This window comes from Streptomyces sp. NBC_01276 (genome assembly GCF_041435355.1).
GTDB lineage: Bacteria > Actinomycetota > Actinomycetes > Streptomycetales > Streptomycetaceae > Streptomyces.
The window spans coordinates 4,522,570-4,545,775 of sequence record NZ_CP108442.1 but is presented as its reverse complement, the minus strand read 5'-3'; the positions used below and the strand labels follow the sequence as shown (position 1 = coordinate 4,545,775).

The following is a 23,206-nucleotide window of genomic DNA, read 5'->3' as shown; positions in this document are numbered from 1 at the left end:
TCACGGGCGGACATCACTCGCATTTCGATCAGTGACGCTGCGTGCGCGCCTGCTCGTCGGCGGCCCCGCCCGCACCCACGAGCCCCTTGGAAACCGTGGCGAGCCTCGGTCCGAAGCGCCTCATCTCGCGCTGTCCGGACGCCGCGATGATCCCGGGCAGGTAGCCGCGCACGCCCTGCATCCCGCGCAGCCACCCCTGCGCGTACACGTGCGGCGAGCGGCGTTCGATGCCGGCCACGATCCGGTCGACGGCCGGGCCCAGCGGGTAGGTGCGGTTGGCGGGCCACGGCAGCCGCCGGCGCAGTTCCCGCATGACCTCGTTCTCGTCGGCACCGCGGACCATGTCGGTGTCGGTCCAGGAGAGGTAGCCGACGCCCACCTTGACGCCCCGGTAGCCGACTTCGGCGCGCAGGCAGTGGGCGAAGGCCTCGACCCCGGACTTGGAGGCGCAGTACGCCGTCATCATCGGCGCCGGGGTGATCGCGGCGAGCGAGGCGATCTGGAGGAAGTAGCCGCGGCTCTCCATGAGTACGGGGAGGAAGGCGCGGGCGGTGACGGCCCCGCCGATCAGGTTGACCTCGATCACCCGGCGCCAGGCCTCGGGGTCGGAGTCGGCGAACGGCCCGCCGGCGGCGACGCCCGCGTTGGCGACGACGACGTCCACCTTCCCGAAGCGTTCCTTGACCTCCCCCGCCACCCGGGCCATCGCCTCGTGGTCGGTGACGTCGGCGTACCAGTGGTCGCTGTCGGTGTGCAGCCGTTCGGAGACCTCCTTGAGCGCCTCCGGCTCCAGCCCGACCAGCGCCACCTTCGCCCCGCGCGCGGACAGCTTGCGGGCGAGCAGCTCGCCGACGCCGCGGGCGGCTCCGGTGACGACGGCGACCTGGCCTTCCAGACTCCTGTGAGCGCTCACGCGGTCTTCTCCTTCTCGGTTTCGAGATAGCGGGACGTCAGTTCGCGGATGGCGCCGGTCACGGCCTCCGGCGCCTCGACCGGGGTCATGTGGCCCATGCCGGTGAGTTCGGTCAGGCCGACGCAGTGCGGCAGCGCGGCCGCCAGCCCGCGGGCGTGCGCCACCGGGGTGAGCCGGTCGTCGCGGCCGGCGAGCACCGCGGTGGGCAGGGTCAGCCGGGCGAGTCCCTCGTCCAGGTCCAGTCCGGCCAGCACCACCGACCAGGCGTGGCGCACCGCCGTGGGGCAGCCGTGGACGATACGGGCGCAGGCCTCGACCCGGTCCGGCCCGGAGCCGGGGCCCATGGTCGCGTACCGGAGCACGGCGCGCGCGGCGGGCGTGACCGGCCCGAGGGGGGCGCGCGAGCCCAGCACCGCGCGGGTCAGCCGGGTCCGCACGCGCCCGGGGGGCAGCGGCAGCACGGTGGACCCCTCGACCAGCCCGGAGCTCCCGGTGCTGCACAGCAGGGCGGCCGCGGCGTGCTCGACGAACTCGGGGCGGCCCGCGGAGGCCATCACGGTCATGCCGCCCATGGAGTGTCCCGCGACGACGGCCCGCTCGCCGGGGGCGAGGGTGGCCTTCAGCACGGCGGCGAGGTCGTCGGCGAGGGCGGTGGTGCTGTACGTCCTCGCGCCGGCCGGGCTGCGGCCGTGGCCGCGCTGGTCGTAGGCGACGACCCGGTGGTCCCGGGCCAGTTCGCGTATCTGGGCGGCCCAGAAGGCGGTGGAGCAGGTCCAGCCGTGGGACAGCACCACGGGCGGGGCCCCTTCGGCGCCGTGCACCTCGACGTGCAGGCGGGACCCGTCGGCGGAGACGGCGGTCAGGGTGCGGCCCGGGGCGGGGGGAGCGTACCGCCCGGCGGTGACGTGCGCGGGCCCGCTCATGCCGCCGCCTCCCCGGCACCGGTGTTCGCGGAGGCGGCCTTCGCGGCGGCGGCGTCCCCGGGCCCGGCCTTCGCGGCGGCGGCGCCGGCAGCGCCGCGCCCCGCCTTCGCGGCCGCCCGCTCCGCGGCCGGCCCCCTCGCTCCGCCCGTCTCTCCGGCCCTCTCCCGGCCGCGGACGACCTCGTACTCGGACAGGTCGACGCTCCGCGTCTCCTTGCGGAACTCGCCCGTCGTCCCCGGCCAGACGGTGGTGTTGCGGCCCTGCGCGTCCAGGTACCAGCTCGTGCAGCCGCCGGTGTTCCACACCGTCCGCTCCATCCGCGCCTGGACGCGCCGGTTCCACTGGTTCACCGCGGACGGCCGGGCCGCGAGCGCGGTCCGCCCGCCCAGGACGCCGAGCTGGCGCATGTAGTCCGCCATGTAGTTCAGCTGCGACTCGATCATCAGGATCATCGAACTGTTCCCGAGGCCGGTGTTGGGCCCGATGATCGTCATCCAGTTCGGGAAGCCCGCGGCGGTCGCCCCGCGCAGCGCCTGCATCCCGTCCTTCCAGGCGTCGGCCAGGGTCTTCCCGTCGGCGCCCACCACCCGGTCGGCGATCGGCATGTCCGTCACGTGGAAGCCGGTGCCGAAGATGATCGCGTCGACCTCGGTCTCCGTCCCGTCGGCGGCCACGAGCACCGAGCCCCGGATCTCCTTCAGCCCGGAGGCGACCAGGTCCACGTCCGGCCGGGCGAGCGCCGGGTAGTACTCGCTGGAGAGCAGGATCCGCTTGCAGCCGATCCGGTACGAGGGCGTCAGCCTGGCCCGCAGCTCCGGGTCCTTGATCGAACGCGCCATGTTGGCCTTGGCCAGGGACTCGATCAGCCCGAGCTGGCCGGGCCGCTTGGTGAACGCGCTGACCTGGAGCTCACGGATCCCCCACAGCAGCCCGCGCCGCGCCGCCCGGGTGAAGGGGAGCTGCCGGTGCAGCCAGCGCTCCACCGCGCTGATCGCCCGGTCGGTGCGCGGCATCACCCACGGCGGGGTCCGCTGGAAGAGGGTGAGCCGCTCCACCTCGGGTGCGATGGCGGGCACGATCTGGATGGCCGAGGCGCCGGTCCCGATCATGGCGACGCGCTTGCCCCGCAGGTCGTAGTCGTGGTCCCAGCGGGCCGAGTGGAAGACCTTGCCGGGGAACTCCGCGAGTCCCGGTATCTCCGGCATCTTCGGGTCGGACAGCGGCCCGGTGGCCGAGACGACGACGTCGGCCGTCAGGTTCCCGCCGGAGGTCTCGATCTCCCAGCGCAGCTCGTCGGCGTCCCAGCGCATCATCCGGACCTCGTGGTTCAGCCGGATGTGCCGGCGCAGCCCGAAGACGTCCGCGACGTGTTCCAGGTACTCCCGGATCGCCGGCTGCCCGGAGAAGGTCCGCGGCCAGTCGGGATTGGGGGCGAAGGAGAAGGAGTACAGGTGGGACGGGACGTCGCAGGCGCATCCCGGATAGCTGTTGTCGCGCCAGGTGCCGCCGACGGAGCCGGCCCGCTCCAGGACGACGAAGTCCGTGATCCCCTCGCGCCGCAGCCGTACGGCGGCCCCGAGCCCGCCGAAACCGGACCCGATCACCGCCACGCGTACGTGCTCGCGTCCGCCCATGCCGTCGATGCCGTCGATGCCGCCCATGCCCGCCGCCCTCCGCTTCCGCAGTCCCAGCCACCACACCGCAACACTGCCAGCAATCACTGGCACAATCGGGAGGGTAGAGCAGCCCCGTACCCATGGGTAGGGGTCGCGCCCGGAAAGTTACTGCGGGTACGCCCTAGGCTGCGCGTGTGGCGGAGAACCCTATGGCCGAGTCGGGGAGCACAGTGCGCGAATACCGGACGGATGAACTGGCCGAGGCGGCCGGCATACCCGTCCGCACCCTGCGCTTCTACCGCGAGCGCAAACTGCTCCCTCCGCCGCGCCGCGAGGGCCGGATCGCCTGGTACGACGACCACCACCTGGCCCGGCTGCGCACCATCGCCGCCCTGCTGGAGCGCGGCCACACCCTCGGCGGCATAGCGGAGCTGACCGCCGCCTTCGAACAGGGCCGCGACGTCGGCCAGCTCGGCGAGCTGCTCGGCATCGGCTGGTCGGAGGAGACCCCCGTCCGGCTGACCCCCGAGGCCCTGGCCGACTACTTCGAGGGCGAGGTCACCCCGGAGAACCTCGCCGCGTCCCTGGACCTCGGCTACGTCGCCGCCGACGGCGAGGAGATCGTGCACGTCAGCCGCCGGCTGCTGGACGTCTCCTCGGCGCTGGTCCGCGAGGGCGTCCCGCTCGCGGCGGTCCTGGAGACGGGCCGCCGGGTGCGCGAGCACGCGGACGCCCTGGCGGCCCTTTTCACCGACCTGATCTCCACCCACCTCGGCGACGGCGCCGACACCGCCGACGACCCGGTCACCCGCCTGCGCCCGCTGGCGAAGAGCGTGGTGGAGGCGGAACTCACGATGGCGATGGACCGCCTGCACCAGCGCCACTCCCACCCGTCGGCCCTTAGGCCACCGGCCCCTCAGACGCCGAGTTCGTAGACCACGGTCACGGGCGCGTGGTCGGACCAGCGCTCGGGGTGCGTCTCGGCACGCTCGACGAAGGCCTTCACGGCCTTGCCGGCCAGCCCCGGGGTCGCGACCTGCAGGTCGATGCGCCAGCCGGCGTCGTTGTCGAAGGCCCGCCCGCGGTAGGACCACCAGGAGTACGGCCCCTCGGCGTCCGGGTGAAGGGCGCGCACCACGTCCACGTACCCGGCCTCCGCGTACACCTTCCCGAGCCACTCCCGCTCCTCGGGCAGGAAGCCCGCGTTCTTCCGGTTGGTCTTCCAGTTCTTGAGGTCGGCCTCCCGGTGGCAGATGTTCCAGTCACCGCACACCACGACCTCCCGCCCGTCGGCGGCCGCCCGCTCCTTCAGCCCCCGCAGGTAGGGGAGGAACTCCTCCATGAACCGGTACTTCTCGTCCTGCTTCCCGGTCCCGGCCTCCCCGGAGGGCAGGTACAGGCTCGCCACGGTCACTCCGGGGAGATCGATCTCCAGGTACCGGCCGCTGCCGTCGAACTCGTCGCTCCCGAAGCCGACCCGCACCCGCTCCGGCGCCCGCCGCGTGTACAGCGCGACCCCCGCCCGTCCCTTGGCGGCGGCCGGCGCGAACACGGTGTGCCAGCCCTCGGGCTCCCTGGCCTCGGCCGGAATCTGCCCCTCCTCGGCGCGTACCTCCTGGAGGCACACGACGTCGGCATCGGATCCGGCGAGCCACTCCACGAAGCCCTTCTTGGCGGCGGCGCGGATCCCATTCACATTCACGGAGGTCACAGTGAGCATCCCTGCACCATAGCGGGATGGTTCCGTACGATATTCAAATGTCTCACGGTATAAACCTCCGCGCCGTACCGTACGACCACCCGGACGCGGTCGAGCTCGATGCCCAGGTCCAGGTCGAGTACCGGACGCGCTACGAGGGCGAGGGCGACGCCACCTTCCTCGACCCGGCGATGTTCGTCCCGCCGATCGGCCTGTACCTCCTCGCCTACGACGCCTCGGACGCCCCGGTGGCGAGCGGTGGCTGGCGCCGCCAGGAGCACAGTGACGAGGGTTACTCGGACGGCGACGCCGAGATCAAGCGCATGTACGTGGTCCCGGAGGCCCGGGGCACGGGCCTGGCCCGCCGCATCCTGGCGGAACTCGAAGCGGACGCCCGCGCGGCGGGCCGCACCCGCATGGTCCTCGAAACGGGCGACCAGCAGCCGGAGGCGATCGCCCTGTACCTCTCGTCGGGGTACTCCCTGTCGGAGAAGTTCGGCTACTACCGCTTCCACGAGTCCAGCCGCTGCATGACGAAGCCCCTGCACCCCTGACCGCCCACCCGCCGGGCCCGCCGGCGGTCGAGGCGCGGGGTCCGGGGTTCCGCCCCCGAAACGGGGTCCGGGGGCGGAACCCCGGGAAACGGAGAAAGGGCGGGGCAGGGCCCGGCTCCGCGCAGCGGCACCCCCGCCCCGGGCCCGCCCCGTACCCGGCCCGGGCCCGCCCCTAGCGGCGGAGCCACTCGGCCGTGTCGGTCCCCCACCGCGACGGCCCCCGCTCCCATTCCCCGAAGGGACTGGCGGCGTGCCGCAGCACCCCGTACCCGGACACCGCCTCCCGCAGCCACGGCTCCGCCGTGTATCCCGCCGCCCCGCCCTCGCCCTCGTCCCTCGGCACGTCCCGGACCAGCCACGACGCCGTCCCCGCGAGGGAGAACCGCAGCAGCCGCCCGCCGCCCTCCGCGAGCGCCCGCAGCACGCCGGCCGCCATCAGGTACCCCGTCCCGTGGTCCAGCGCCTGCGCCGGCAGGACCCCCGGCCGGCCGTCCTCACCGCACGCGGCGGCGATCCCGTACCCGGCCTGCACCAGCGAGTCGAAGCCGCGCCGGCCGGCCCACGGCCCGTTCCACCCCCACGCGCACAGCTCCGCCACCACCAGGCCGGGCCACCGGACGAGCAGTTCCCCACCGCCCAGCCCGAACCGTTCCAGCGCCCCCGGCCGGTACCCGGACACCACCACGTCGGCCTCGCCGAGCAGCCCTTCCAGCACGGCCCGGCCGTCCGCCCGCGCGAGGTCCAGCAGCGCGGACCGCTTCCCGAACCCGGTGTCGGCGTACGCGTCGTCGGACTCGGGCAGCCCGGGCGGGTCGATCCGCAGCACGTCCGCTCCGAGCACCCCGAGGGTCCGGGTGGCGACCGGTCCGGCGATGACCCGGGTCAGGTCGAGCACCCGTACCCCGGCCGCGGGCAGCACCGCCGGCTCCAGTACCCGCCCCCGCCCGGCACCCCGTACGGTCTCCACCAGCGGCAGCGGCTCCCCGTACTCCCGCGCCACGGCGACGGCCAGCCCGCCCTCGGCACAGACCAGTTCCTGCACCTCCACGGCGCGACGCGCCGCGAGCGCGCCGCGCACCGCCTCCGGGGTGGCGGGCACACCCAGGGCCCGTACCAGGGCGGCTTCGTGGTGGGGGTAGTTGGCGTGGGTCCGCACCCATCCGTCGGCGGTCCGCCAGAACCCGGACAGCGGCGCGAAGGAGACCGGCGCCCGGCCGTCCACCCGCAGGTGCCTCTCGCTGACGAACGCGGTCGCCACGGCCCCCTCGTCCACCACCGGCTCCGCGTCCCGGACCGTGCCCCCCGCCCGTACGGCGCCCAGCTCCGCCGCCGCGAGCCCGCACACCCCCACGCAGGCCCGCGCCAACTCCCGTACCGGCAAGGGCCCCTCCCAGCCGCCGGCCCCCCGGTACCGCACCCGCTCCGCCTCGTCGGCCACCCCACCGAGCGCCGCCCACGCCTGCCCTGTCGCACCGTCAAAACTCCGCATCCGGCCATTGTGGGCCCGGCACGGGGCGGAAGATCGGGCGCTCACCGGTCAGCGCCCGGCCGACGACAGCGAGCGTCCACACGGTGCGGGTGACCGGGCCTTCGACCGGCGTCACCGGCAACGGGTTCCCGCCAGCCCCGCAAACGCCGAAATCCCGCCCGGTCTTTCGACCGGACGGGATTTCGTGACGCCCACGGGAGCAACCCGCGAACTGTCGTCTGTGGACCTGTGGGGATTTGAACCCCAGACCCCCTCGATGCGAACGAGGTGCGCTACCAGACTGCGCCACAGGCCCTTGCGACGTGTGAAACATTAGCATCCCCGGGCGGGTGCTCCAAAACGCGTTCCGCGCAGGTCACCCGCACCCCGTCACTCGTTGGCGGCGCGGGGCCGGTCCTCGCCCTCGTACTGGTCGAAGAGCGGGGTGCGGCCCCGGCCCTGGCCCCGGGGGCGTGGGGTGGACGGGGTCTTCTGGTCCGGGGTCTTCTGGTCCGGGCCGGGCGCCGGCTTCGGGAGGGCCGGCTGGGCGCGCAGGCGCGGGTCGGTCGGCTCCGCGGTGCTGGAGCGGGTCGCGCTCCAGCCGTCGGGGGCCGTCGGGCCGGTGGCGCGGGGGGCGACGGGGGCGGTCACGTAGGTCGGCAGCGGGACCGGCACCGGCTCCCAGCTGTCCCCGCGCGCCGGTCCGCGTTCCCGCTCGCGCTGCTGGTCCACCCACTCGGCGTGGTCGGTCTGCTCGACGAGGGCCCGCCGCCCGGCCTCCTGCGGGGAGACCGGCGGCGCGGGGTCCGGTTCGGCACCGGCCTCGGGGGCCTCCTCGGCGGGCCGGCGGCGCAGGCGGCTCTCGCGCAGCTGGCGCGCGGCCGCCTCGGCGCGGCGCCGGTCCATCGTGAACTCGTAGCGCCGCCGCTCCTGGACCCGCAGGTGCACGATGTACGCGCTCAGCAGCAGGGCGGGTACGGCCGGGGCCCACAGGTACCGCAGCCCGCAGACGGCGGCGGCGATCGCCCCGCCGCTGAAGGCGAGGAAGAGGAGCGCGGTGGTGCGCCGGCGGCGCGCGAGCACCTGGAGGCGCTGCTGCCGGCGGACCCGCTCGGCCTCGCTCGTTCTCGGCTCGGTCCTGGTCGGGGACATGCCGAAGGCCCGGGCGTCGGCGTCCACGGAATTCACCGTTTCCGTCGCCGCTTCCGGGTCCGCGTGGGGCTGGGGCTCCGCCTGTTCCTCACCGCGCTCACGCAGCCCCTTGGCATAACGGCGCTCCATTCCCGCCCGGCCGGAAAGAAGCCGGATGGCAGTGGAGAAGCGTTCCGTCGGACGGGCTTCGTTCAGCTCGTCCTGCCTGCGGAGCCACATGGGCACCAAGTAGGCGGCCCAGGCCCCGACAATGACTGCGTAGATGAGGCCGCTGCTGCTCACACCCCACACCGTAGAGGGGTGCGGCCGAAGGGATCAGCCAATTGAGCCGGTGTGTCGCACGATCCGGCTGATATCACGGACTTTTTTTGTGATTCTTCGGATCAGGTTATGGGTGAATCGGCCAGAAATTCGAACGCTTTTGCGATTACCTGATTTCGGGCGGCCCGGACGGCGATCCCTGCGGCGGCTTGCGCGTGCGGTGCCAGCGGCGCACCAGCCCCTCCGGCACCTCCTCCGCCGTCAGCGCGAAGACCAGGTGGTCCCGCCACGCGCCGTCGATGTGCAGGTAGCGCGGCCTCAGCCCCTCCTCGCGGAAGCCGAGCTTCTCCACGACCCGCCGGCTCGGCACGTTCTCCGGCCGGATGCACACCTCGATCCGGTGCAGCCCGACCTTCCCGAAGCAGTGGTCGACGGCCAGCGCGACCGCCGTCGGCATGACCCCGCGGCCCGCCACGTCCCGGTCCACCCAGTAGCCCACGTGGGCGGCGCACATCGACCCCCAGGTGATCCCGGCGACCGTCAGCTGCCCGACCAGCCGTCCCCGGTACTCGATGACGAACGGCAGCATCCGGCCGGCGTTGGCCTCCGCCCGCAGGTGGCGGACCATCTGCCGGTACGTCGGCCGCTGGATGACCGGCCCCCACGGCGCGGGCGGCGGGATCGTGGCCTCCCAGGGGCGCAGCCAGTCGCGGTTGCGCCGGTTGACCTCGCGCCAGGCGCGCTGGTCCCGCAGCTTTATCGGCCGGAGCGTGACATCGCCGTCCGCCAGCACCACCGGCCAGGTGGGGCCGTTCAGCTCGGGCTCCCGGGCGTAGGCGCGGGTCTGGGGTGGTCGCCGCCGCGGAGCTGGTCCACGGCGTGCGGCAGGATCCGGGCCAGGACCGCGAGGCCGTCGCGCACCCCGCCCGTGGAGCCGGGCAGGTTGACGATCAGGGTGTGGCCCGCCACGCCCGCCAGGCCCCGCGACAGGGCGGCGGTCGGCACCTTCTCCAGGCCCTCGGCACGGATGGCCTGCGGGATCCCCGGGACCTCGTAGTCCAGCACGCGCGCGGTGGCGTCCGGGGTCCGGTCGGTCGGGGAGATGCCGGTGCCGCCGGTGGTCAGGATGACGTCGTACCCGGCGGCCACGCCCTCGCGCAGCGCCAGCTCCACCGGGTCGCCGTCCGGGACGACGCGCGGGCCGTCCACGGCGAAGCCGAGCCGCTCCAGGGCCTCGGCGAGCAGGGGGCCGCCCCGGTCCTCGTAGACGCCCCGGGAGGCGCGGTTCGAGGCGGTGACCACCAGCCCGCGCGGTGCGGGGGTCCCGGCGGCGGGCGGGGCCGCCGCCCCGGGGGCCCCGGCCGTGCCGCCGTGAGCGTCGCCGTGGCTGTGGCTGTGGCTGTGGCTGTGGACCTCGCCGCCGCGGGGGGCGTTCACGCGCGGGTCCAGTCGCCGGACTTGCCGCCGGTCTTCTCCTCCACCCGGACGTCGGTGATGACCGCGCCCTTGTCGACGGCCTTCACCATGTCGATCACGGTGAGCCCGGCGACCGCGACCGCGGTCAGCGCCTCCATCTCGACGCCCGTACGGTCGGTGGTCTTGACGGTGGCGAGGATCTCCACGGCGTCGTCGGCGACCCTCAGGTCCACCGTCACCCCGGACACGGCCAGCGGATGGCACAGCGGGATCAGGTCCGGGGTCTTCTTGGCGCCCATGATCCCCGCGATCCGCGCGGTGGCGAGGGCGTCGCCCTTCGGCACGCCCTCGCCGCGCAGCAGCTCGATCACCCGGGGCGATACGAGGACGCGTCCGCTGGCCCGGGCCGTCCGGGTGGTCACGTCCTTCGCCGAAACGTCCACCATCCGGGCCGCGCCGGCCTCGTCGATGTGCGTCAGCCTGCTCTGCGTACTCATGTCTGCGTGCCGCCACTCCCGCTCCGGGCCCCCTGGAGCCCTGGGGCCTGTGGTGCAACACGCTACCCGCACCGGGCGGCGCTCAGCCGAGCAGGATCACTTCCATCTCGGCCCCCGGCTCCACCGAGGTGACGTCCTCCGGCACCACCATCAGCGAGTCCGCGTGCGCCAGTGCCGCGATCAGGTGGGAGCCCGATCCGCCGACCGGGCTGACCGTCCCGCTCTCGGGGTCGTAGGCGCCGCGCAGGAACTGGCGGCGGGCGGCCGGCGAGCCGATCGGCCGGTCGGCCTTGAGCACGGCGCGCACGCTCGGCCGGCTGACCTCGGACGCGGGCAGGCCCATCAGCGCCCGGATGGCGGGACGCACGAACAGCTCGAAGGAGACGTAGGAGGACACCGGGTTGCCGGGGAGGGCCAGCAGCGGGGTGTGGTCGGGGCCGACCGTGCCGAAGCCCTGCGGCTTGCCGGGCTGCATGGCGAGCTTGCGGAAGTCGACGCGTCCCGCCTCCACGGCCCCGTCGCCCGCGGAGACGGAGGTCAGCGCCTCCTTGACCACGTCGTACGCGCCGACGCTGACCCCGCCCGTGGTGACGAGGAGGTCGGCCCGGATCAGCTGGTCCTCGATGACGGCGCGCAGGGTCTCGGCGTCGTCGGCGACCGCGCCGACCCGGTAGGCGATGGCGCCGGCGTCGCGGGCGGCGGCGGCGAGCGCGAAGCTGTTGGAGTCGTAGATGGTCCCGGCGGCCAGCGCCTCACCCGGCTGGACGAGCTCGCTGCCGGTGGACAGGACCACCACCCGGGGGCGCGGCCGCACCCGTACGCTGCCGCGGCCGATGGCGGCCAGCAGGGCGATCTGCGGGGGGCCGAGGACGGTGCCGGCGGCCAGGGCCAGGTCGCCGGCCTGTACGTCGCTCCCGCGCGAGCGCACGTGCGCCCGCGCCTCGGCGGCGCGGTGCACCCGCACCTCGCCGCCCGCGCCCTCGGGCGCGGCGCTGGCCGGGGTCATCCCGGCGGCGGCGCCGCCGCCCGTGCCGCCGTCGGTCCACTCGACCGGCACGACGGCCTCGGCGCCGGGCGGCAGCGGGGCTCCGGTCATGATGCGGGCGGCCTGTCCGGGGCCGACGGTGGGCAGTTCGCCGCTGCCCGCCGCGACGTCGCCGATGACGGCGAGCACCGCGGGGAACTCCTCGCTCGCACCCTGGACGTCGGCCACACGGACGGCGTACCCGTCCATGGAGCTGTTGTCGAAGGGCGGGAGGGCGACGGGCACGGTGACGTCCTCGACCAGGACACAGCCCTGGGCGTCGAGCAGCTGGAGCTCGATGGGCTCCAGCGGCCGGACGGCGGCGAGGACGTCCGCGAGGTGCTCGTCCACCGACCACAGACGGTGCGGTGCGGTGTCCTGCGGTGCGGAACTGCTCACGTTCCTACATCTCCTCCGTGACGTAACGGTGAAGCCAGGTGCGGAACTCCGGGCCCAGGTCCTCACGTTCGCACGCGAGTCGCACGATGGCCCGCAGGTAGTCCCCGCGGTCCCCGGTGTCGTAGCGGCGGCCGCGGAAGACCACGCCGTGCACCGGGCCGCCCACGCTCTCGTCGGCGGCCAGCTTCTGCAGGGCGTCGGTGAGCTGGATCTCCCCGCCGCGGCCCGGCTCGGTCTCCCGCAGTATGCCGAAGATCGCCGGGTTGAGGACATACCGTCCGATGACCGCGAAGTTGCTGGGGGCCTCGGAGGCGTCCGGCTTCTCGACGAGTCCGGTGACGCGGACGACGTCCGGCTCGTCGGTCGCCTCGACGGCGGCGCAGCCGTAGAGGTGCACGCTGGACGGGTCGACCTCCATCAGCGCGATGACGGTGCCGCCGGTGCGCGCGTGGATGTCGACCATCTGGCGCAGGAGGGGGTCGCGCGGGTCGATGAGGTCGTCGCCGAGCAGGACGGCGAAGGGCTCGCTGCCGACGTGCGGCTCGGCGCAGAGGACGGCGTGTCCCAGGCCGCGCGGGTCGCCCTGGCGGACGTAGTGCATGGTGGCCAGGTCGCTGGACTCCTGGACCTTCTTCAGCCGGTCGTCGTCGCCCTTGGCGATGAGGGCCGACTCCAGCTCGTAGTTGCGGTCGAAGTGGTCTTCGAGGGGCCGCTTGTTACGTCCTGTGATCATGAGGACGTCGTCCAGGCCGGCCGAGACGGCCTCCTCGACCACGTACTGGATGGCCGGCTTGTCCACGACCGGGAGCATTTCCTTCGGGGTCGCCTTGGTCGCCGGGAGGAACCGAGTGCCGAGGCCCGCGGCCGGGATGACGGCCTTCTTGATCACGGGGTGCGACTGAGTCATGGGCAGAACGATAGTGGGTCGTGCCGAACACCCAGCCAGATTCCGGTAATTATGTCCGGATATACACCTATAGGAAAGGTATGTGACCTCATAGTGACGGAGCAACCGCCCGAGAAGGCCGCCCTCCGGCGACAACTGCTCGCCGCCCGCCGCGCCCTGTCCCCCGAGGCCCGCGGCACGGCCGCCCGCGCACTCGCCCGCTCCGCCCTCGCCCTGCCCGAACTGGCCGGTGCGCGCACGGTGGCCGCGTACGTCTCGGTCGGCGCGGAACCCGGCACCCACGAGCTGCTCGACGCGCTGCGGGCGGCCGGCAAGCGGGTGCTGCTGCCCCTGCTGCTGCCCGACAACGACCTCGACTGGGCAGCCTACGAGGGCCCCGGCAGCCTCGCCGAGGCCGCGCACCCGGGGAAGATGCGCCTGCTGGAACCCTCCGGGCCGGCACTCGGCCCGGAGGCCGTCACGGCCGCCGACGCCGTCCTGCTGCCCGGTCTGGCGGTCGACGGGCGCGGAATGCGGCTCGGCCGCGGCGGGGGCTCCTACGACCGGGTGCTGGCCCGGCTGGAACGCGCCGGGACCCACCCGGCGCTGGTGGTGCTCCTCTACGACGAAGAGGTGGTCGCGCGGGTCCCGGAGGAACCGCACGACCACCCCGTCCAGGCGGTCGCCACCCCGTCGGGGGTGGTGCGCTTCTGAGGCCTCGGCTTACGGCTTCGGCGTCACGGCTTCAGCGTCAGCGTGTCGACGGTCGACTTGTCGACAGCCTCCTTGCCGAAGGGCCACTCCAGCAGTTCACCCTTGGCCCACATCGTCGTCTGGTCCGTGTACGTGGAGTCGTACGCGTGCCCCGAGGCGCCGGTCAGGTTGATCCAGCGGGACTTGTCCAGGTCGTTGAGGTTCACGACCATCCGCATCGACGGCACCCAGGTGACCCCGTACCCGCTGGAGGCGTTCCAGCCGGTCGCGTTGACGGTGGCCTCGCCGCCGCCCAGGTTCCACGGGCCGCGGTTGAGGAGCCACCGCATGAAGCCGGGGCCCTCGGTGCCGATCGTCTGGTTCTTCAGGTTCAGCTGGTGCAGCCGGCCCCAGCTCCAGGTCGACTGGTCCTTGCCGAGCTTGGCCGTCAGCTCCCAGCGCGCGTCGTTCATGGCGCGGGCGAAGAGCTGGTCACGGGTGGTCGTCGCCGGCTTGGTGAGCGTCTTGGGCGAGGACCACCAGGGCGACTTCTCATCCTTGACCAGGCGGCGCACCACCTCGAACCACCGGTCGCCGCCGTCCGGCTGCGCCGAGTCGGGGCCGCGGGTGCCGCACTCGCGGACCGTCTTGGTGAGGTCGTCGTTGGGACCGCCGCTCTCCTGGACGTTGGCGCAGCTGCCCTCGATCCGCAGCTCCTTGGGCATCTTGTCGCCGAAGGCCAGCTTGAGGATGTTGCGCCAGACCGCGTTGAAGTACGCGGCCGCCGCCGAGTCGTTCTCCTGCGTGTAGTTCCAGCCTTCGAGCAGCTTCTGCGCCGAGCGCACGTCCGGATCCGAGACCTGGATCTTGGCCAGCATCGGGGTCAGCAGCGCGGCGATCTCGCTGCTGTTGTCCATCTGCATGGTGCGCATGTCGTCGGTCGAGATCTTGCCGCTGTCCTTGATCTTCGCCTCGATGAGGTCGTTGATCCGCTGGCTGCGGGCGCCGTAGCCCCAGTCCGTGGTCAGCACGTACGGGTACTTGCCGGCGCCGGTCTCGGTGACGGCCTGGTTGGCGGTGACGATGTAGCCGCGGGCCGGGTTGAGCTCCCAGGGCATCTCGTTCTGCGGGATGTAGCCCGCGTTGCCGTCCTTGCCGCCCTTCCAGGCGAACTTCGGGTCCCAGCCGGGGGCCGGCATGCGGCCGTCGCCCTGGGTGCGGATCGGGATGCGGCCCGGGGCCTGGTAGCCGATGTTGCCGTTGGCGCCCTTGTTGTCGGCGTAGATCAGGTTCTGCGAGGGGACCTCGAAGTCGGCCGCGGCCGCCCGGAAGCTGGCGAAGTCCTTGGCGCGGTCGATCTTGAACACCGCGTCCATCGACTTGCCGGGGTCCAGGGCGGTCCAGCGCAGGGCGACGGCGTAGCCGTTGCCGCGGTCGGGGGCGGAGGTGGGGACGGGGGCGCGTACGCCCACGGTCTCCAGCTCGTCGCTGCGGTCGGAGATCAGCGGTCCGTTGTTGGTGGTACGGACGGTGATCTTCTTGCTCTTGCCGCCCGCGACCTTGATGACCTCTTCACGGGTGGTGAAGGGGAGCACCTTGTTGTCGTAGACGTAGCCGTCGGGCTTGACCTGCTCCAGGTAGAGGTCGGTCACGTCGGCGCCGAGGTTGGTCATGCCCCAGGCGATGTCGGCGTTGTGGCCGATGACCACGCCGGGCATGCCCGAGAAGGTGTAGCCGGCCACGTCGTACTGGCACTGGGGCGAGGCGGCGCGGCAGTGCAGACCCATCTGGTACCAGACCGAGGGCAGCTGCGGGGAGAGGTGCGGGTCGTTCGCGAGGAGCGGCTTGCCGGTCGTCGTGTACTTGCCACCGATGACCCAGGAGTTGGATCCGATGCCGCTGCCGTTGGGGCCGAGGATGGCCGGGATCTCGTCCAGGGTCTTGGAGAGCGAGGTCAGCTGCGTGCGCAGGCCGACCGTGGCGCCCTGGGCGGTGGCGTTGCCGGCGAGGCCGGTGCTGCCGCCGTTGGGGGTGGCCTGCGAGCCGGTACCGGTGCCGGTGCCGGTCGAGCCGGTACCCGTACCCGGGCCAGTGCCCGTACCCGCTCCGGTGCCGGTCGAGCCGGTTCCCGTTCCGGTGCCGGTACCCGTTCCGGTACCCGTTCCGGTGCCGGTCGAGCCGGCGCCCGGGGTTCCCTGGGGGACGTACTTGCCGCCCGCGACCGTGCCGCCCTCGACGATCGGCTTGTTCCGGTCGAAGGGGTACGGCGGGTAGAGCTCGTCGATCTGGGCCTGCGAGAGCGTGTTCGCCATCAGCGAGCGGTCGATCTCGTCCTGCATGTTGCCGCGCAGGTCCCAGGCCATGGCCTTGAGCCAGGCCACCGAGTCCACCGGCGTCCACTGCTCCGGCTTGTAGTCGTCGGTCAGCTTGAGGGCGGCGTGCTCGACGGAGAGGTCCTTGCCGGACTTCCCCTTCAGGTACGCGTTGACCCCGTCGGCGTAGGCCTGGAGGTACTTCTTGGTTTCCGGCGAGAGCTTGGTGTCGTACTCGGCCTGGGCGACCTGGCGCCAGCCCAGCGTGCGCAGGAAGGCGTCGGTCTCCACCTGGCCGGACCCGAACATCTCGGAGAGCCGGCCGGAGGTCATGTGACGGCGTACGTCCATCTCCCAGAACCGGTCCTGCGCGTGGACGAAGCCCTGTGCGCGGAAGAGGTCCTCGTCGTTGTCGGCGTAGAGCTGCGGAATCCCGTGCTCGTCGCGCTTGACGTCGACGGTCCCGGTCAGACCGGGGACCTTGAGGGAGCCGGTGGTCTGCGGGAAGGAGGCGCGCACGGTGTCCACGCTCCAGTACGCGCCGTAGCCGATTGCCGCCAAGAGCACCAGGACCAAGACGAGCACGAGCAGGCGTGCGCGTCGTCCCTTCTTCTTGACGGAAGGTCCGGATTCATTGGCGGGCATCGCTGTCCTTAGAGGGGCAGGGTGGTCCTGGGATTGCTGGGAGCAACCATAGGCGCAGGACCCTGTCCGTTGATCCGCCAGGGGTCGAGCTCATGAGGACAGGGCCGAACAGGCGTTTCACAATGTGACTATCGCGTCAAGAAATCGTCAAAGATTAGGTAAGGTAACGAAGTAACTTGCCGGACGCGCCTCCGGAAGGAACGATCCGCCGCTCCGTCAGGCGCGCTGAGGAAAGGGCCGCCCGCTGACTGTCCACACGCTCAACGAGCTCCTGCTGGTCTGCTCGCTCGTGCTGCTCGTCGCGGTAGCGGCGGTACGCATCTCCTCACGCAGCGGCCTCCCCAGCCTGCTCATCTACCTCGGCATAGGCATAGCGATAGGCCAGGACGGCATCGGCAACGTCGTATTCGACAATGCCGAGCTGACGCAGGTCATCGGTTACGCGGCACTCGTCGTGATCCTCGCCGAGGGTGGTCTGGGCACCAAGTGGAAAGAGATCAAACCCGCACTGCCGGCCGCGATCGTACTGTCGCTGGTCGGCGTCGCGGTCAGCGTGGGCGTCACGGCGGCGGGTGCGCACTACCTGGTCGGGCTGGAGTGGCGGCAGGCCCTGCTGATCGGCGCGGTCGTCTCCTCGACCGACGCGGCGGCCGTCTTCTCCGTTCTGCGCAAGGTCCCCCTCCCGTCGCGGGTCACGGGCGTGCTGGAGGCCGAGTCCGGCTTCAACGACGCTCCCGTCGTCATCCTGGTGGTGGCCTTCGCGACGGTCGGACCGGTGGACGACGGGTACATCCTGCTCTGCAAGATCGCGCTGGAGCTGGCCATCGGCGCCGCGATCGGCCTGACGGTGGGTTTCGTGGGAGCGTACGGACTGCGGCACGTGGCGCTGCCGGCCTCCGGTCTGTACCCGATCGCGGTGATGGCGATAGCCGTGGCGGCGTACGCCGCCGGCGCGATGGCGCACGGCTCCGGCTTCCTGGCGGTGTACCTGGCGGCCATGGTGCTCGGGAACGCGAAGCTGCCGCACTGGCCGGCCACTCGCGGGTTCGCCGACGGGCTCGGCTGGATCGCGCAGATCGGCATGTTCGTGCTGCTGGGCCTGCTGGTCACCCCGCACGAGCTGGTGAACGACTTCTGGCCCGCGGTGATCATCGGACTGGTGCTGACGATGGTGGCGCGACCCCTGGAGGTGTTCGTCAGCCTGCTGCCCTTCCGGATCCCGTGGCAGGAGCAGGCCCTGATGTCGTGGGCGGGCCTGCGCGGCGCCGTCCCCATCATCCTGGCGACCATCCCGATGGTGACCGGCATCGAGGGCAGTGACCGGGTCTTCAACATCGTCTTCGTGCTCGTCGTCGTCTACACCCTGGTCCAGGGCCCGACCCTGCCGTGGCTGGCGCTCAAGCTGAAGCTCGGCGACACGGACGAGGCCGCGGCCGACCTCGGGATCGAGTCGGCGCCGCTGGAGAAACTGCGCGGGCATCTGCTGTCCTTCGCGATCCCGCCCGCCTCGCGCATGCACGGGGTGGAGGTCAGCGAGCTGCGGCTGCCGGCGGGGGCGTCGGTGACGCTGGTGGTCCGGGACGCGAAGAGCTTCGTACCGGCGCCGTCGACCGTGCTGCGGCGCGGGGACGAACTGCTGGTGGTGGCCACGGATCCGGTTCGCGACGCGGCGGAGGCCCGGCTGCGGGCGGTGGCGCGCGGCGGCAAGCTGGCGGGGTGGCTGGGCACCGGGGGCGGAACGTCACTGTGAGGGCGGCCGACGGCCGCAGCGTCCGTCGGCACTCTTCGAGCTCTCGACGCCCACCGACGCTCGTCCGCGTTTGTCGACATTCCCCGGCTGCCGGGCACGCGGTCACCCGCGGTGGGCCGGCGGCGATTTTCGGTGACGGAGGGTGACACAGGGGTGGTCAAGGTGAACACTCCGCTATAGAGCGTTGCTCTAAACTGGCCGATTTCAGTGGTGTATGACCTCCTTCACGCCCATTTCATGGGTGCTGGAATGCGAAGCTCCAGTTAATCCCAGGTGAAGACACGAGTTGCCAGAGAAATCACAGGGCGTGGTAGCGGATTCCCCTGTACGATGAAGGCACACCAGATCGAACCAACTCTGCCTGACGCAGAGCTGGCGCGACCGCAAAGCGGCCGTGGCACCCTCCCGCAGTGGGCGCCCAGGTATCACTCGGTTCTGCGCAAGAGGACAGCTCTCGGGGCTCCCACATGTACGGGTGCGGTCGCTCACAAGGCGGCTCACCGTCCGCAGACGGGGACGCTCTACCAGGCAGCGGAAAGGCCAGGCCGTGACATCCGCGGTCACGACCGACAAGTCCGCCACGTCCACCCGACCCGGCTACGGGCAGCTTCTGCGCACGCCCGGCGCCCTCGGCTTCGTCCTCCCCGGCTTCGCCGCCCGTCTGCCGTTCGGCATGCTGACGATCAGCATCCTGCTGCTCGTCCAGCACGCCACCGGCTCTTACGGCGACGCCGGCATCGTCGCCGCCGTCACCGGCGTCTCCATGGCCCTCTTCGCACCGGTCATGGGCAAGTTCACCGACCGCCGCGGCCAGAGCGCCGTCCTCGTGCCGGTCGTCCTGGTCCACGCCGCCGCGGTCTCCGCTCTGACCGCGCTGGCCCTCCTCGGCGCCCCGCTGTGGGCGCTCGCGCTGGCCGCCGTCCCGGCCGGCGCATCCGTCCCGCAGGTCGGGCCCATGGTCCGCTCCCGCTGGGCGGCCAAGCTAGAAGGATCCCCGCTGCTGCCGACCGCGGCCGCGTTCGAGTCCGTCACCGACGAGTTCACCTTCGTCGTCGGACCCGTGCTCGCCACCGCCCTGTGCACCGGCATCCACCCGGCGGCCGGTCTGGCCACCGAGGCCGCCCTGACCCTGCTCGGCGGCCTCTTCTTCGCCGCGCAGCGCGCCACGGAGCCGAAGCCGGCCCCGGTCCCGGCCGGCGGCCAGGAGCACGCCTCCGCCCTGTCCTTCCCGGGCCTGCGCGTCCTGATCGTCGCCTTCATCGGCATCGGCGCCGTCTTCGGCGGCATGCAGGTCTCGCTCGCCGCCTTCTCCAACGAGATCGGCAACCCGGGCGCCAACGGCCTGCTGTACGGGATCTTCGCGGCCGGCAACATGACCGCCGGCATCGCCATGGGCGCCATCGCCTGGAAGATCGGCCCGCGCCGCCGCCTGATCCTCGGCTACATCGGTCTCACCGCCGCCGCGTCCGTCCTGTGGGCCGCCCACTCGATGATCCTGCTGGGCGCCCTCGGCCTGGTCGTCGGCCTGTGCATCGCCCCTGCGCTGATCACCGGCTACACCATGATCGAGCAGCTGATCCCGGCCGCCTCGCGCACCGAGGCCTTCACCTGGCTGACCGGCGCGGTCGCCTTCGGCCAGGCCGGCGCCGTAACCCTGGCCGGCCGGCTGACGGACGCGCACGGGTCCTCGTACGGCTTCCTGGTGCCGCTGGTGGCGACCGCGCTCGCGCTGGTCACCCTGCTGGCCCTGCGGGCGAAGCTGGCGCCCGCGGCCGCGAGCCGGATCGTGAACGCGTCCGCTCCCGCCGCCGCGGCGACCCCCGCGCCGGCCGCCCGTAACCGGGTGGACGAGCGTGGCATCGGTCACCGCCAGCCTGTGACGGTGGACTGATCCGCCGGAATACGTCACCATGGAGCGTCGTTAGCACTCATTGAGTCAGAGTGCCAGGAGGAAATTCGTGCCGACCTACCAGTACCAGTGCACCGAGTGCGGTGAGGGCCTTGAGGCCGTGCAGAAGTTCACCGATGACGCACTGACCGTGTGCCCGAGCTGCGACGGACGCCTGAAGAAGGTGTTCTCCGCGGTCGGCATCGTCTTCAAGGGTTCCGGTTTCTACCGGAACGACAGCCGTGGCGCTTCGTCGAGCAGCACGCCCGCCTCGAAGCCCTCGTCCTCGTCCTCGACGACGACCACCGCAGCGCCTGCCGCCGCTTCGTCCTCCTCGACGTCGTCGTCCGGCACCGGCAGCAGCGCCGGCTCCACGTCTGCCGCCTGACCCGTACGCCTTCCTTTTTCCGTAAGGCCCCGCTCGCCCTCCTGGGCGGCGGGGCCTTACGCGTACCCGGTTAGGGTGGCGCCATGGTCAACGCAGAGATCGGTGTCATCGGCGGCTCGGGCTTCTACTCCTTCCTGGACGACGTCTCGGAGATCCAGGTGGAGACCCCGTACGGGCCCCCCAGCGACTCCCTGTACCTGGGCGAGCTGGCCGGGCGACCGGTCGCCTTCCTGCCCCGGCACGGGCGCAGCCACACCGTGCCCCCGCACAAGATCAACTACCGGGCCAACCTGTGGGCGCTGCGCTCGGTCGGCGTCCGGCAGGTGCTGGGCCCGTGCGCCGTGGGCGGCCTGCGGGCCGAGTACGGGCCGGGCACGCTGCTCGTCCCGGACCAGCTGGTCGACCGTACGAAGTCCCGCGCCCAGACCTTCTTCGACGGGGAGCCGCTGCCGGACGGCAGCATCCCCAACGTCGTGCACACGACCTTCGCCGACCCGTACTGCCCGGTCGGGCGCACGGTGGCGCTCGAAGCGGCGCGGGGACGCGGCTGGGAGCCGGTGGACGGCGGCACGATGGTCGTCATAGAGGGGCCCCGCTTCTCCACGCGGGCGGAATCGCGCTGGCACGCGGCGGCGGGCTGGTCGGTGGTCGGCATGACCGGGCACCCGGAGGCGGTCCTCGCCCGCGAACTGGGACTCTGCTACACCTCGATGGCCCTGGTCACCGACCTGGACGCGGGTGCCGAAACGGGTGAGGGCGTCTCCCACGCGGAGGTCCTCAAGGTGTTCGGCGAGAACGTCGGCCGGCTGCGGGAGGTCCTCTTCGACGCCGTCGCGGCCCTCCCGCCGACCGCGTCCCGCTCCTGCCTGTGCACCCACGCCCACGACGGCTGGGACCTCGGCATCGAGCTCCCTTAGCCGCCCTCACCACCCCGACGGCAACCGCGCCTTCCTCCGGCCGCCTTCCTCCGGCCACCTCCGCCCGTCCGGCTCAGCCGCGCACGGCCGGCCGCACCCCGCGGACGAGCTCGCGGAGCCGGTCCGCCCGGTCCCCCTCCCCCAGGTCGAGGGGGATCCGGGCACTCGCGGCCAAGGCCGCGACGACAGCGGTGAACCCTTCGGACAGCGCGGCGGCGACGGGATGGCTCCCGCGCAGGTACCGGTCCACGAGTTCCTCCGCGAACCGGGCGAGCCCCACGGGGTCGACCTCGCTGTCGTCGGCCTCCATGGGACCGATCCCGGAGGGGATCCCCAGTTCCCGCTCGAAGACGGCCACCTGCGCGAGGAAGAGCCGGGACACTCCTGTCGCCGGGTTCCAGAGCACCTCGTCGGCCATGTTGTAGTACTGGCTCATCCGTCGATGATCGCGTGCGGGGGCTGCCGCTCCGCCGTCGGGGGCGGGCGCGGGGGCCGCCCGCGAGGGTGACGGGGTTGTCCACAACCTGGGGACCGTCCACAGGCCGGCGCGGCATCGGGCGGAACGGCGGATCGTGAGGGGGTCCGGGCGCTGGACCCGGACACGGATCCCGATCGGCTCGGCGGTGCCCACCATGTCCAGGACCTCTTCTTCCTGTTCCCCCTGTTCGCCCTCCTCCCCCTCCCCCGTCCGCTCTCCCTCTGCGTGTCCCCCGTCGCGCCCCGTTCCCCCGTTCCCCCCGCTCCGCGTGGGCAGGGCCGGGGGCCGGCTGCGTCGTGCGGTGCGGCGGCGCAGGCGGGCCACCGCGGCCGGGCTGGCCGTCGTGGCGGCAGCCCTGGCAGTGGGCGGGGCGCAGGCCCGAGCCTCCCGGGGCACGGCCCCGCCCGTGGCGAAACCGCCGGCGGCGGTGGTACGCCTGGTGTCGGCGCCCGTGCGCATCGCGGACGCGGCGACGGTGCGGCTGCTGCGCCCCGGGGACCTGGTGGACGTGGTCGCGGCGGAGCGCACCGGGCCGCCCCGTGTGGTGGCGGCCGGAGCCCGGGTCGCCGAGGTGCCCGAGCCGGAGAAGGGCATCGGGGACGGCGGCGCGCTGGTGGTGCTGTCCGTCCCCCGGGACACCGCTCGGGCCCTGGTGGGCGCTGGCACGGTGGCACGGCTGGCGGTGACGTTGTGCTGATTCGCACGTACGCCCAGTCAAGTCACCTTGATGTGGGGCCCGATTGGACACTGCGGGCTCGGACTGCCGTAACTTTCGGAACAGTTGACTCCGTATTCAGCGGTTCGAGAGAAAGGCTCAGTGGTGGGCGAGAAGAAGAAGGAGAGCGTGCTGGCGGGCTTCAAGGCCTTCCTGATGCGCGGCAACGTGGTGGACCTGGCGGTGGCCGTGGTCATCGGCGCCGCGTTCACGAACATCGTGAACTCGATCGTGAAGGGCATCATCAGCCCGCTCGTGGGCGCCATCGGCACCAAAAGCCTGGATGTCTACACCTCGTGCCTGAAGGATCCCTGTGGCATCAACGCGAAGGGCGAGCCGACCGGCGTCAACATCCTGTGGGGGTCGGTCCTCAACGCCGCACTGACCTTCCTGATCACCGCGGCGGTCGTCTACTTCCTGATGGTCCTGCCGATGGCGAAGTACCTCGCCCGGCAGGAGGCGCGCCGCAAGGCCAAGGAGGGGGTGAAGGAGACCATGGAGATCACCGAGCTGGAGGTCCTCAAGGAGATCCGCGACACCCTGGTGGCGCAGCGGGGCTCGAACGGTGGCAGCGGCCAGGCTCCGGGGGCGCGGGACGTCTTCTGACCGCTC

General features: G+C 72.4%; 22 protein-coding genes and 1 tRNA gene. 9 read left to right on the top strand and 14 right to left on the bottom strand.

Annotated features, from left to right (window positions below; genetic code table 11):
- Positions 1 to 28: 28 nt before the first annotated feature.
- From OG295_RS20450 to OG295_RS20440, 3 genes are read right to left on the bottom strand one after another with little or no spacing between them, the layout of a single operon-like run.
- Positions 29 to 913 carry an SDR family oxidoreductase gene (locus tag OG295_RS20450; protein WP_371678174.1) on the bottom strand — a complete coding sequence of 295 codons (885 nt, stop codon included), beginning with the start codon at positions 911 to 913 and terminating at the stop codon, positions 29 to 31.
- Complete coding sequence (locus tag OG295_RS20445) at positions 910 to 1,836, bottom strand: alpha/beta fold hydrolase (protein WP_371678173.1); 927 nt, start codon at positions 1,834 to 1,836, stop codon at positions 910 to 912. The genes OG295_RS20450 and OG295_RS20445 overlap by 4 nt, the downstream gene beginning before the upstream one ends.
- A complete protein-coding gene (locus OG295_RS20440) occupies positions 1,833 to 3,470 on the bottom strand; it encodes a flavin-containing monooxygenase (RefSeq protein WP_371681245.1) in 1,638 nt (545 codons plus the stop codon). The genes OG295_RS20445 and OG295_RS20440 overlap by 4 nt, the downstream gene beginning before the upstream one ends.
- Before the next feature lie 191 nt (positions 3,471 to 3,661).
- Here OG295_RS20440 and OG295_RS20435 point away from each other — a divergent pair, with 191 nt between their 5' ends.
- A complete protein-coding gene (locus OG295_RS20435; RefSeq protein ID WP_371681244.1) occupies positions 3,662 to 4,387 on the top strand; it encodes a MerR family transcriptional regulator in 726 nt (241 codons plus the stop codon).
- Here the strand turns inward: OG295_RS20435 and OG295_RS20430 are convergent.
- Positions 4,369 to 5,172 (bottom strand): exodeoxyribonuclease III, encoded by an 804-nt coding sequence (locus tag OG295_RS20430; RefSeq protein ID WP_371678172.1) that lies wholly within the window; start codon positions 5,170 to 5,172, stop codon positions 4,369 to 4,371. The genes OG295_RS20435 and OG295_RS20430 overlap by 19 nt on opposite strands.
- 38 nt (positions 5,173 to 5,210) lie before the next feature.
- Here OG295_RS20430 and OG295_RS20425 point away from each other — a divergent pair, with 38 nt between their 5' ends.
- Positions 5,211 to 5,705 (top strand): GNAT family N-acetyltransferase, encoded by a 495-nt coding sequence (locus OG295_RS20425; RefSeq protein WP_371678171.1) that lies wholly within the window; start codon positions 5,211 to 5,213, stop codon positions 5,703 to 5,705.
- Positions 5,706 to 5,877: 172 nt separating this feature from the next.
- Here the strand turns inward: OG295_RS20425 and OG295_RS20420 are convergent, their stop codons facing one another.
- The 8 genes from OG295_RS20420 to galU form a co-directional block, all read right to left on the bottom strand.
- Positions 5,878 to 7,194 carry a CoA transferase gene (locus OG295_RS20420; protein WP_371678170.1) on the bottom strand — a complete coding sequence of 439 codons (1,317 nt, stop codon included), beginning with the start codon at positions 7,192 to 7,194 and terminating at the stop codon, positions 5,878 to 5,880.
- A 221-nt stretch (positions 7,195 to 7,415) separates the two neighbouring features.
- Positions 7,416 to 7,489: transfer RNA gene (locus OG295_RS20415), tRNA-Ala, on the bottom strand.
- 74 nt (positions 7,490 to 7,563) lie between these two features.
- Positions 7,564 to 8,607 (bottom strand): hypothetical protein, encoded by a 1,044-nt coding sequence (locus OG295_RS20410; RefSeq protein WP_371678169.1) that lies wholly within the window; start codon positions 8,605 to 8,607, stop codon positions 7,564 to 7,566.
- Between the two features lie 145 nt (positions 8,608 to 8,752).
- Complete coding sequence (locus tag OG295_RS20405; RefSeq protein WP_371678168.1) at positions 8,753 to 9,382, bottom strand: GNAT family N-acetyltransferase; 630 nt, start codon at positions 9,380 to 9,382, stop codon at positions 8,753 to 8,755.
- 17 nt (positions 9,383 to 9,399) lie between these two features.
- On the bottom strand, positions 9,400 to 9,891 hold the full coding sequence (locus OG295_RS20400) for a MogA/MoaB family molybdenum cofactor biosynthesis protein (protein WP_266841709.1): 492 nt from the start codon (positions 9,889 to 9,891) through the stop codon (positions 9,400 to 9,402).
- A gap of 128 nt (positions 9,892 to 10,019) precedes the next feature.
- A complete protein-coding gene (gene moaC, locus OG295_RS20395) occupies positions 10,020 to 10,499 on the bottom strand; it encodes a cyclic pyranopterin monophosphate synthase MoaC (RefSeq protein ID WP_266839546.1) in 480 nt (159 codons plus the stop codon).
- A gap of 82 nt (positions 10,500 to 10,581) precedes the next feature.
- Positions 10,582 to 11,922: a gephyrin-like molybdotransferase Glp gene (glp, locus tag OG295_RS20390; protein WP_371678167.1), complete on the bottom strand. Its 1,341-nt coding sequence runs from the start codon at positions 11,920 to 11,922 to the stop codon at positions 10,582 to 10,584.
- Between the two features lie 4 nt (positions 11,923 to 11,926).
- A complete protein-coding gene (gene galU / locus OG295_RS20385; RefSeq protein WP_371678166.1) occupies positions 11,927 to 12,829 on the bottom strand; it encodes a UTP--glucose-1-phosphate uridylyltransferase GalU in 903 nt (300 codons plus the stop codon).
- Positions 12,830 to 12,880: 51 nt separating this feature from the next.
- Between galU and OG295_RS20380 the strand changes: the two genes are divergently transcribed.
- Entirely contained in the window at positions 12,881 to 13,522 is a 642-nt protein-coding gene (locus OG295_RS20380; protein WP_371678164.1) for a 5-formyltetrahydrofolate cyclo-ligase, read from the top strand.
- A gap of 23 nt (positions 13,523 to 13,545) precedes the next feature.
- Here the strand turns inward: OG295_RS20380 and OG295_RS20375 are convergent, their stop codons facing one another.
- Positions 13,546 to 16,458: a penicillin acylase family protein gene (locus OG295_RS20375; RefSeq protein ID WP_371678163.1), complete on the bottom strand. Its 2,913-nt coding sequence runs from the start codon at positions 16,456 to 16,458 to the stop codon at positions 13,546 to 13,548.
- A 289-nt stretch (positions 16,459 to 16,747) separates the two neighbouring features.
- Here OG295_RS20375 and OG295_RS20370 point away from each other — a divergent pair, with 289 nt between their 5' ends.
- The 4 genes from OG295_RS20370 (at position 16,748) to OG295_RS20355 (ending at position 21,401) form a co-directional block, all read left to right on the top strand.
- A complete protein-coding gene (locus OG295_RS20370) occupies positions 16,748 to 18,208 on the top strand; it encodes a potassium/proton antiporter (RefSeq protein WP_371678162.1) in 1,461 nt (486 codons plus the stop codon).
- A 547-nt stretch (positions 18,209 to 18,755) separates the two neighbouring features.
- A complete protein-coding gene (locus tag OG295_RS20365) occupies positions 18,756 to 20,099 on the top strand; it encodes an MFS transporter (protein ID WP_371678161.1) in 1,344 nt (447 codons plus the stop codon).
- Between the two features lie 67 nt (positions 20,100 to 20,166).
- Positions 20,167 to 20,484, top strand: coding sequence for an FmdB family zinc ribbon protein (locus tag OG295_RS20360; RefSeq protein WP_371678160.1), 318 nt, complete (start codon positions 20,167 to 20,169; stop codon positions 20,482 to 20,484).
- An 83-nt stretch (positions 20,485 to 20,567) separates the two neighbouring features.
- Positions 20,568 to 21,401 (top strand): S-methyl-5'-thioadenosine phosphorylase, encoded by an 834-nt coding sequence (locus OG295_RS20355; RefSeq protein ID WP_371678159.1) that lies wholly within the window; start codon positions 20,568 to 20,570, stop codon positions 21,399 to 21,401.
- A gap of 73 nt (positions 21,402 to 21,474) precedes the next feature.
- On the opposite strand, the gene OG295_RS20350 is transcribed toward OG295_RS20355, so the two are convergent.
- Positions 21,475 to 21,837 carry a DUF6086 family protein gene (locus OG295_RS20350; protein WP_371678157.1) on the bottom strand — a complete coding sequence of 121 codons (363 nt, stop codon included), beginning with the start codon at positions 21,835 to 21,837 and terminating at the stop codon, positions 21,475 to 21,477.
- Between the two features lie 196 nt (positions 21,838 to 22,033).
- On the opposite strand from OG295_RS20350, the gene OG295_RS20345 reads away from it, so the two are divergent.
- Both OG295_RS20345 and OG295_RS20340 read left to right on the top strand, forming a co-directional pair.
- Positions 22,034 to 22,576 carry a hypothetical protein gene (locus OG295_RS20345; protein ID WP_371678156.1) on the top strand — a complete coding sequence of 181 codons (543 nt, stop codon included), beginning with the start codon at positions 22,034 to 22,036 and terminating at the stop codon, positions 22,574 to 22,576.
- Between the two features lie 174 nt (positions 22,577 to 22,750).
- Positions 22,751 to 23,200: an MscL family protein gene (locus OG295_RS20340; RefSeq protein ID WP_371681243.1), complete on the top strand. Its 450-nt coding sequence runs from the start codon at positions 22,751 to 22,753 to the stop codon at positions 23,198 to 23,200.
- Positions 23,201 to 23,206 lie beyond the last annotated feature (6 nt).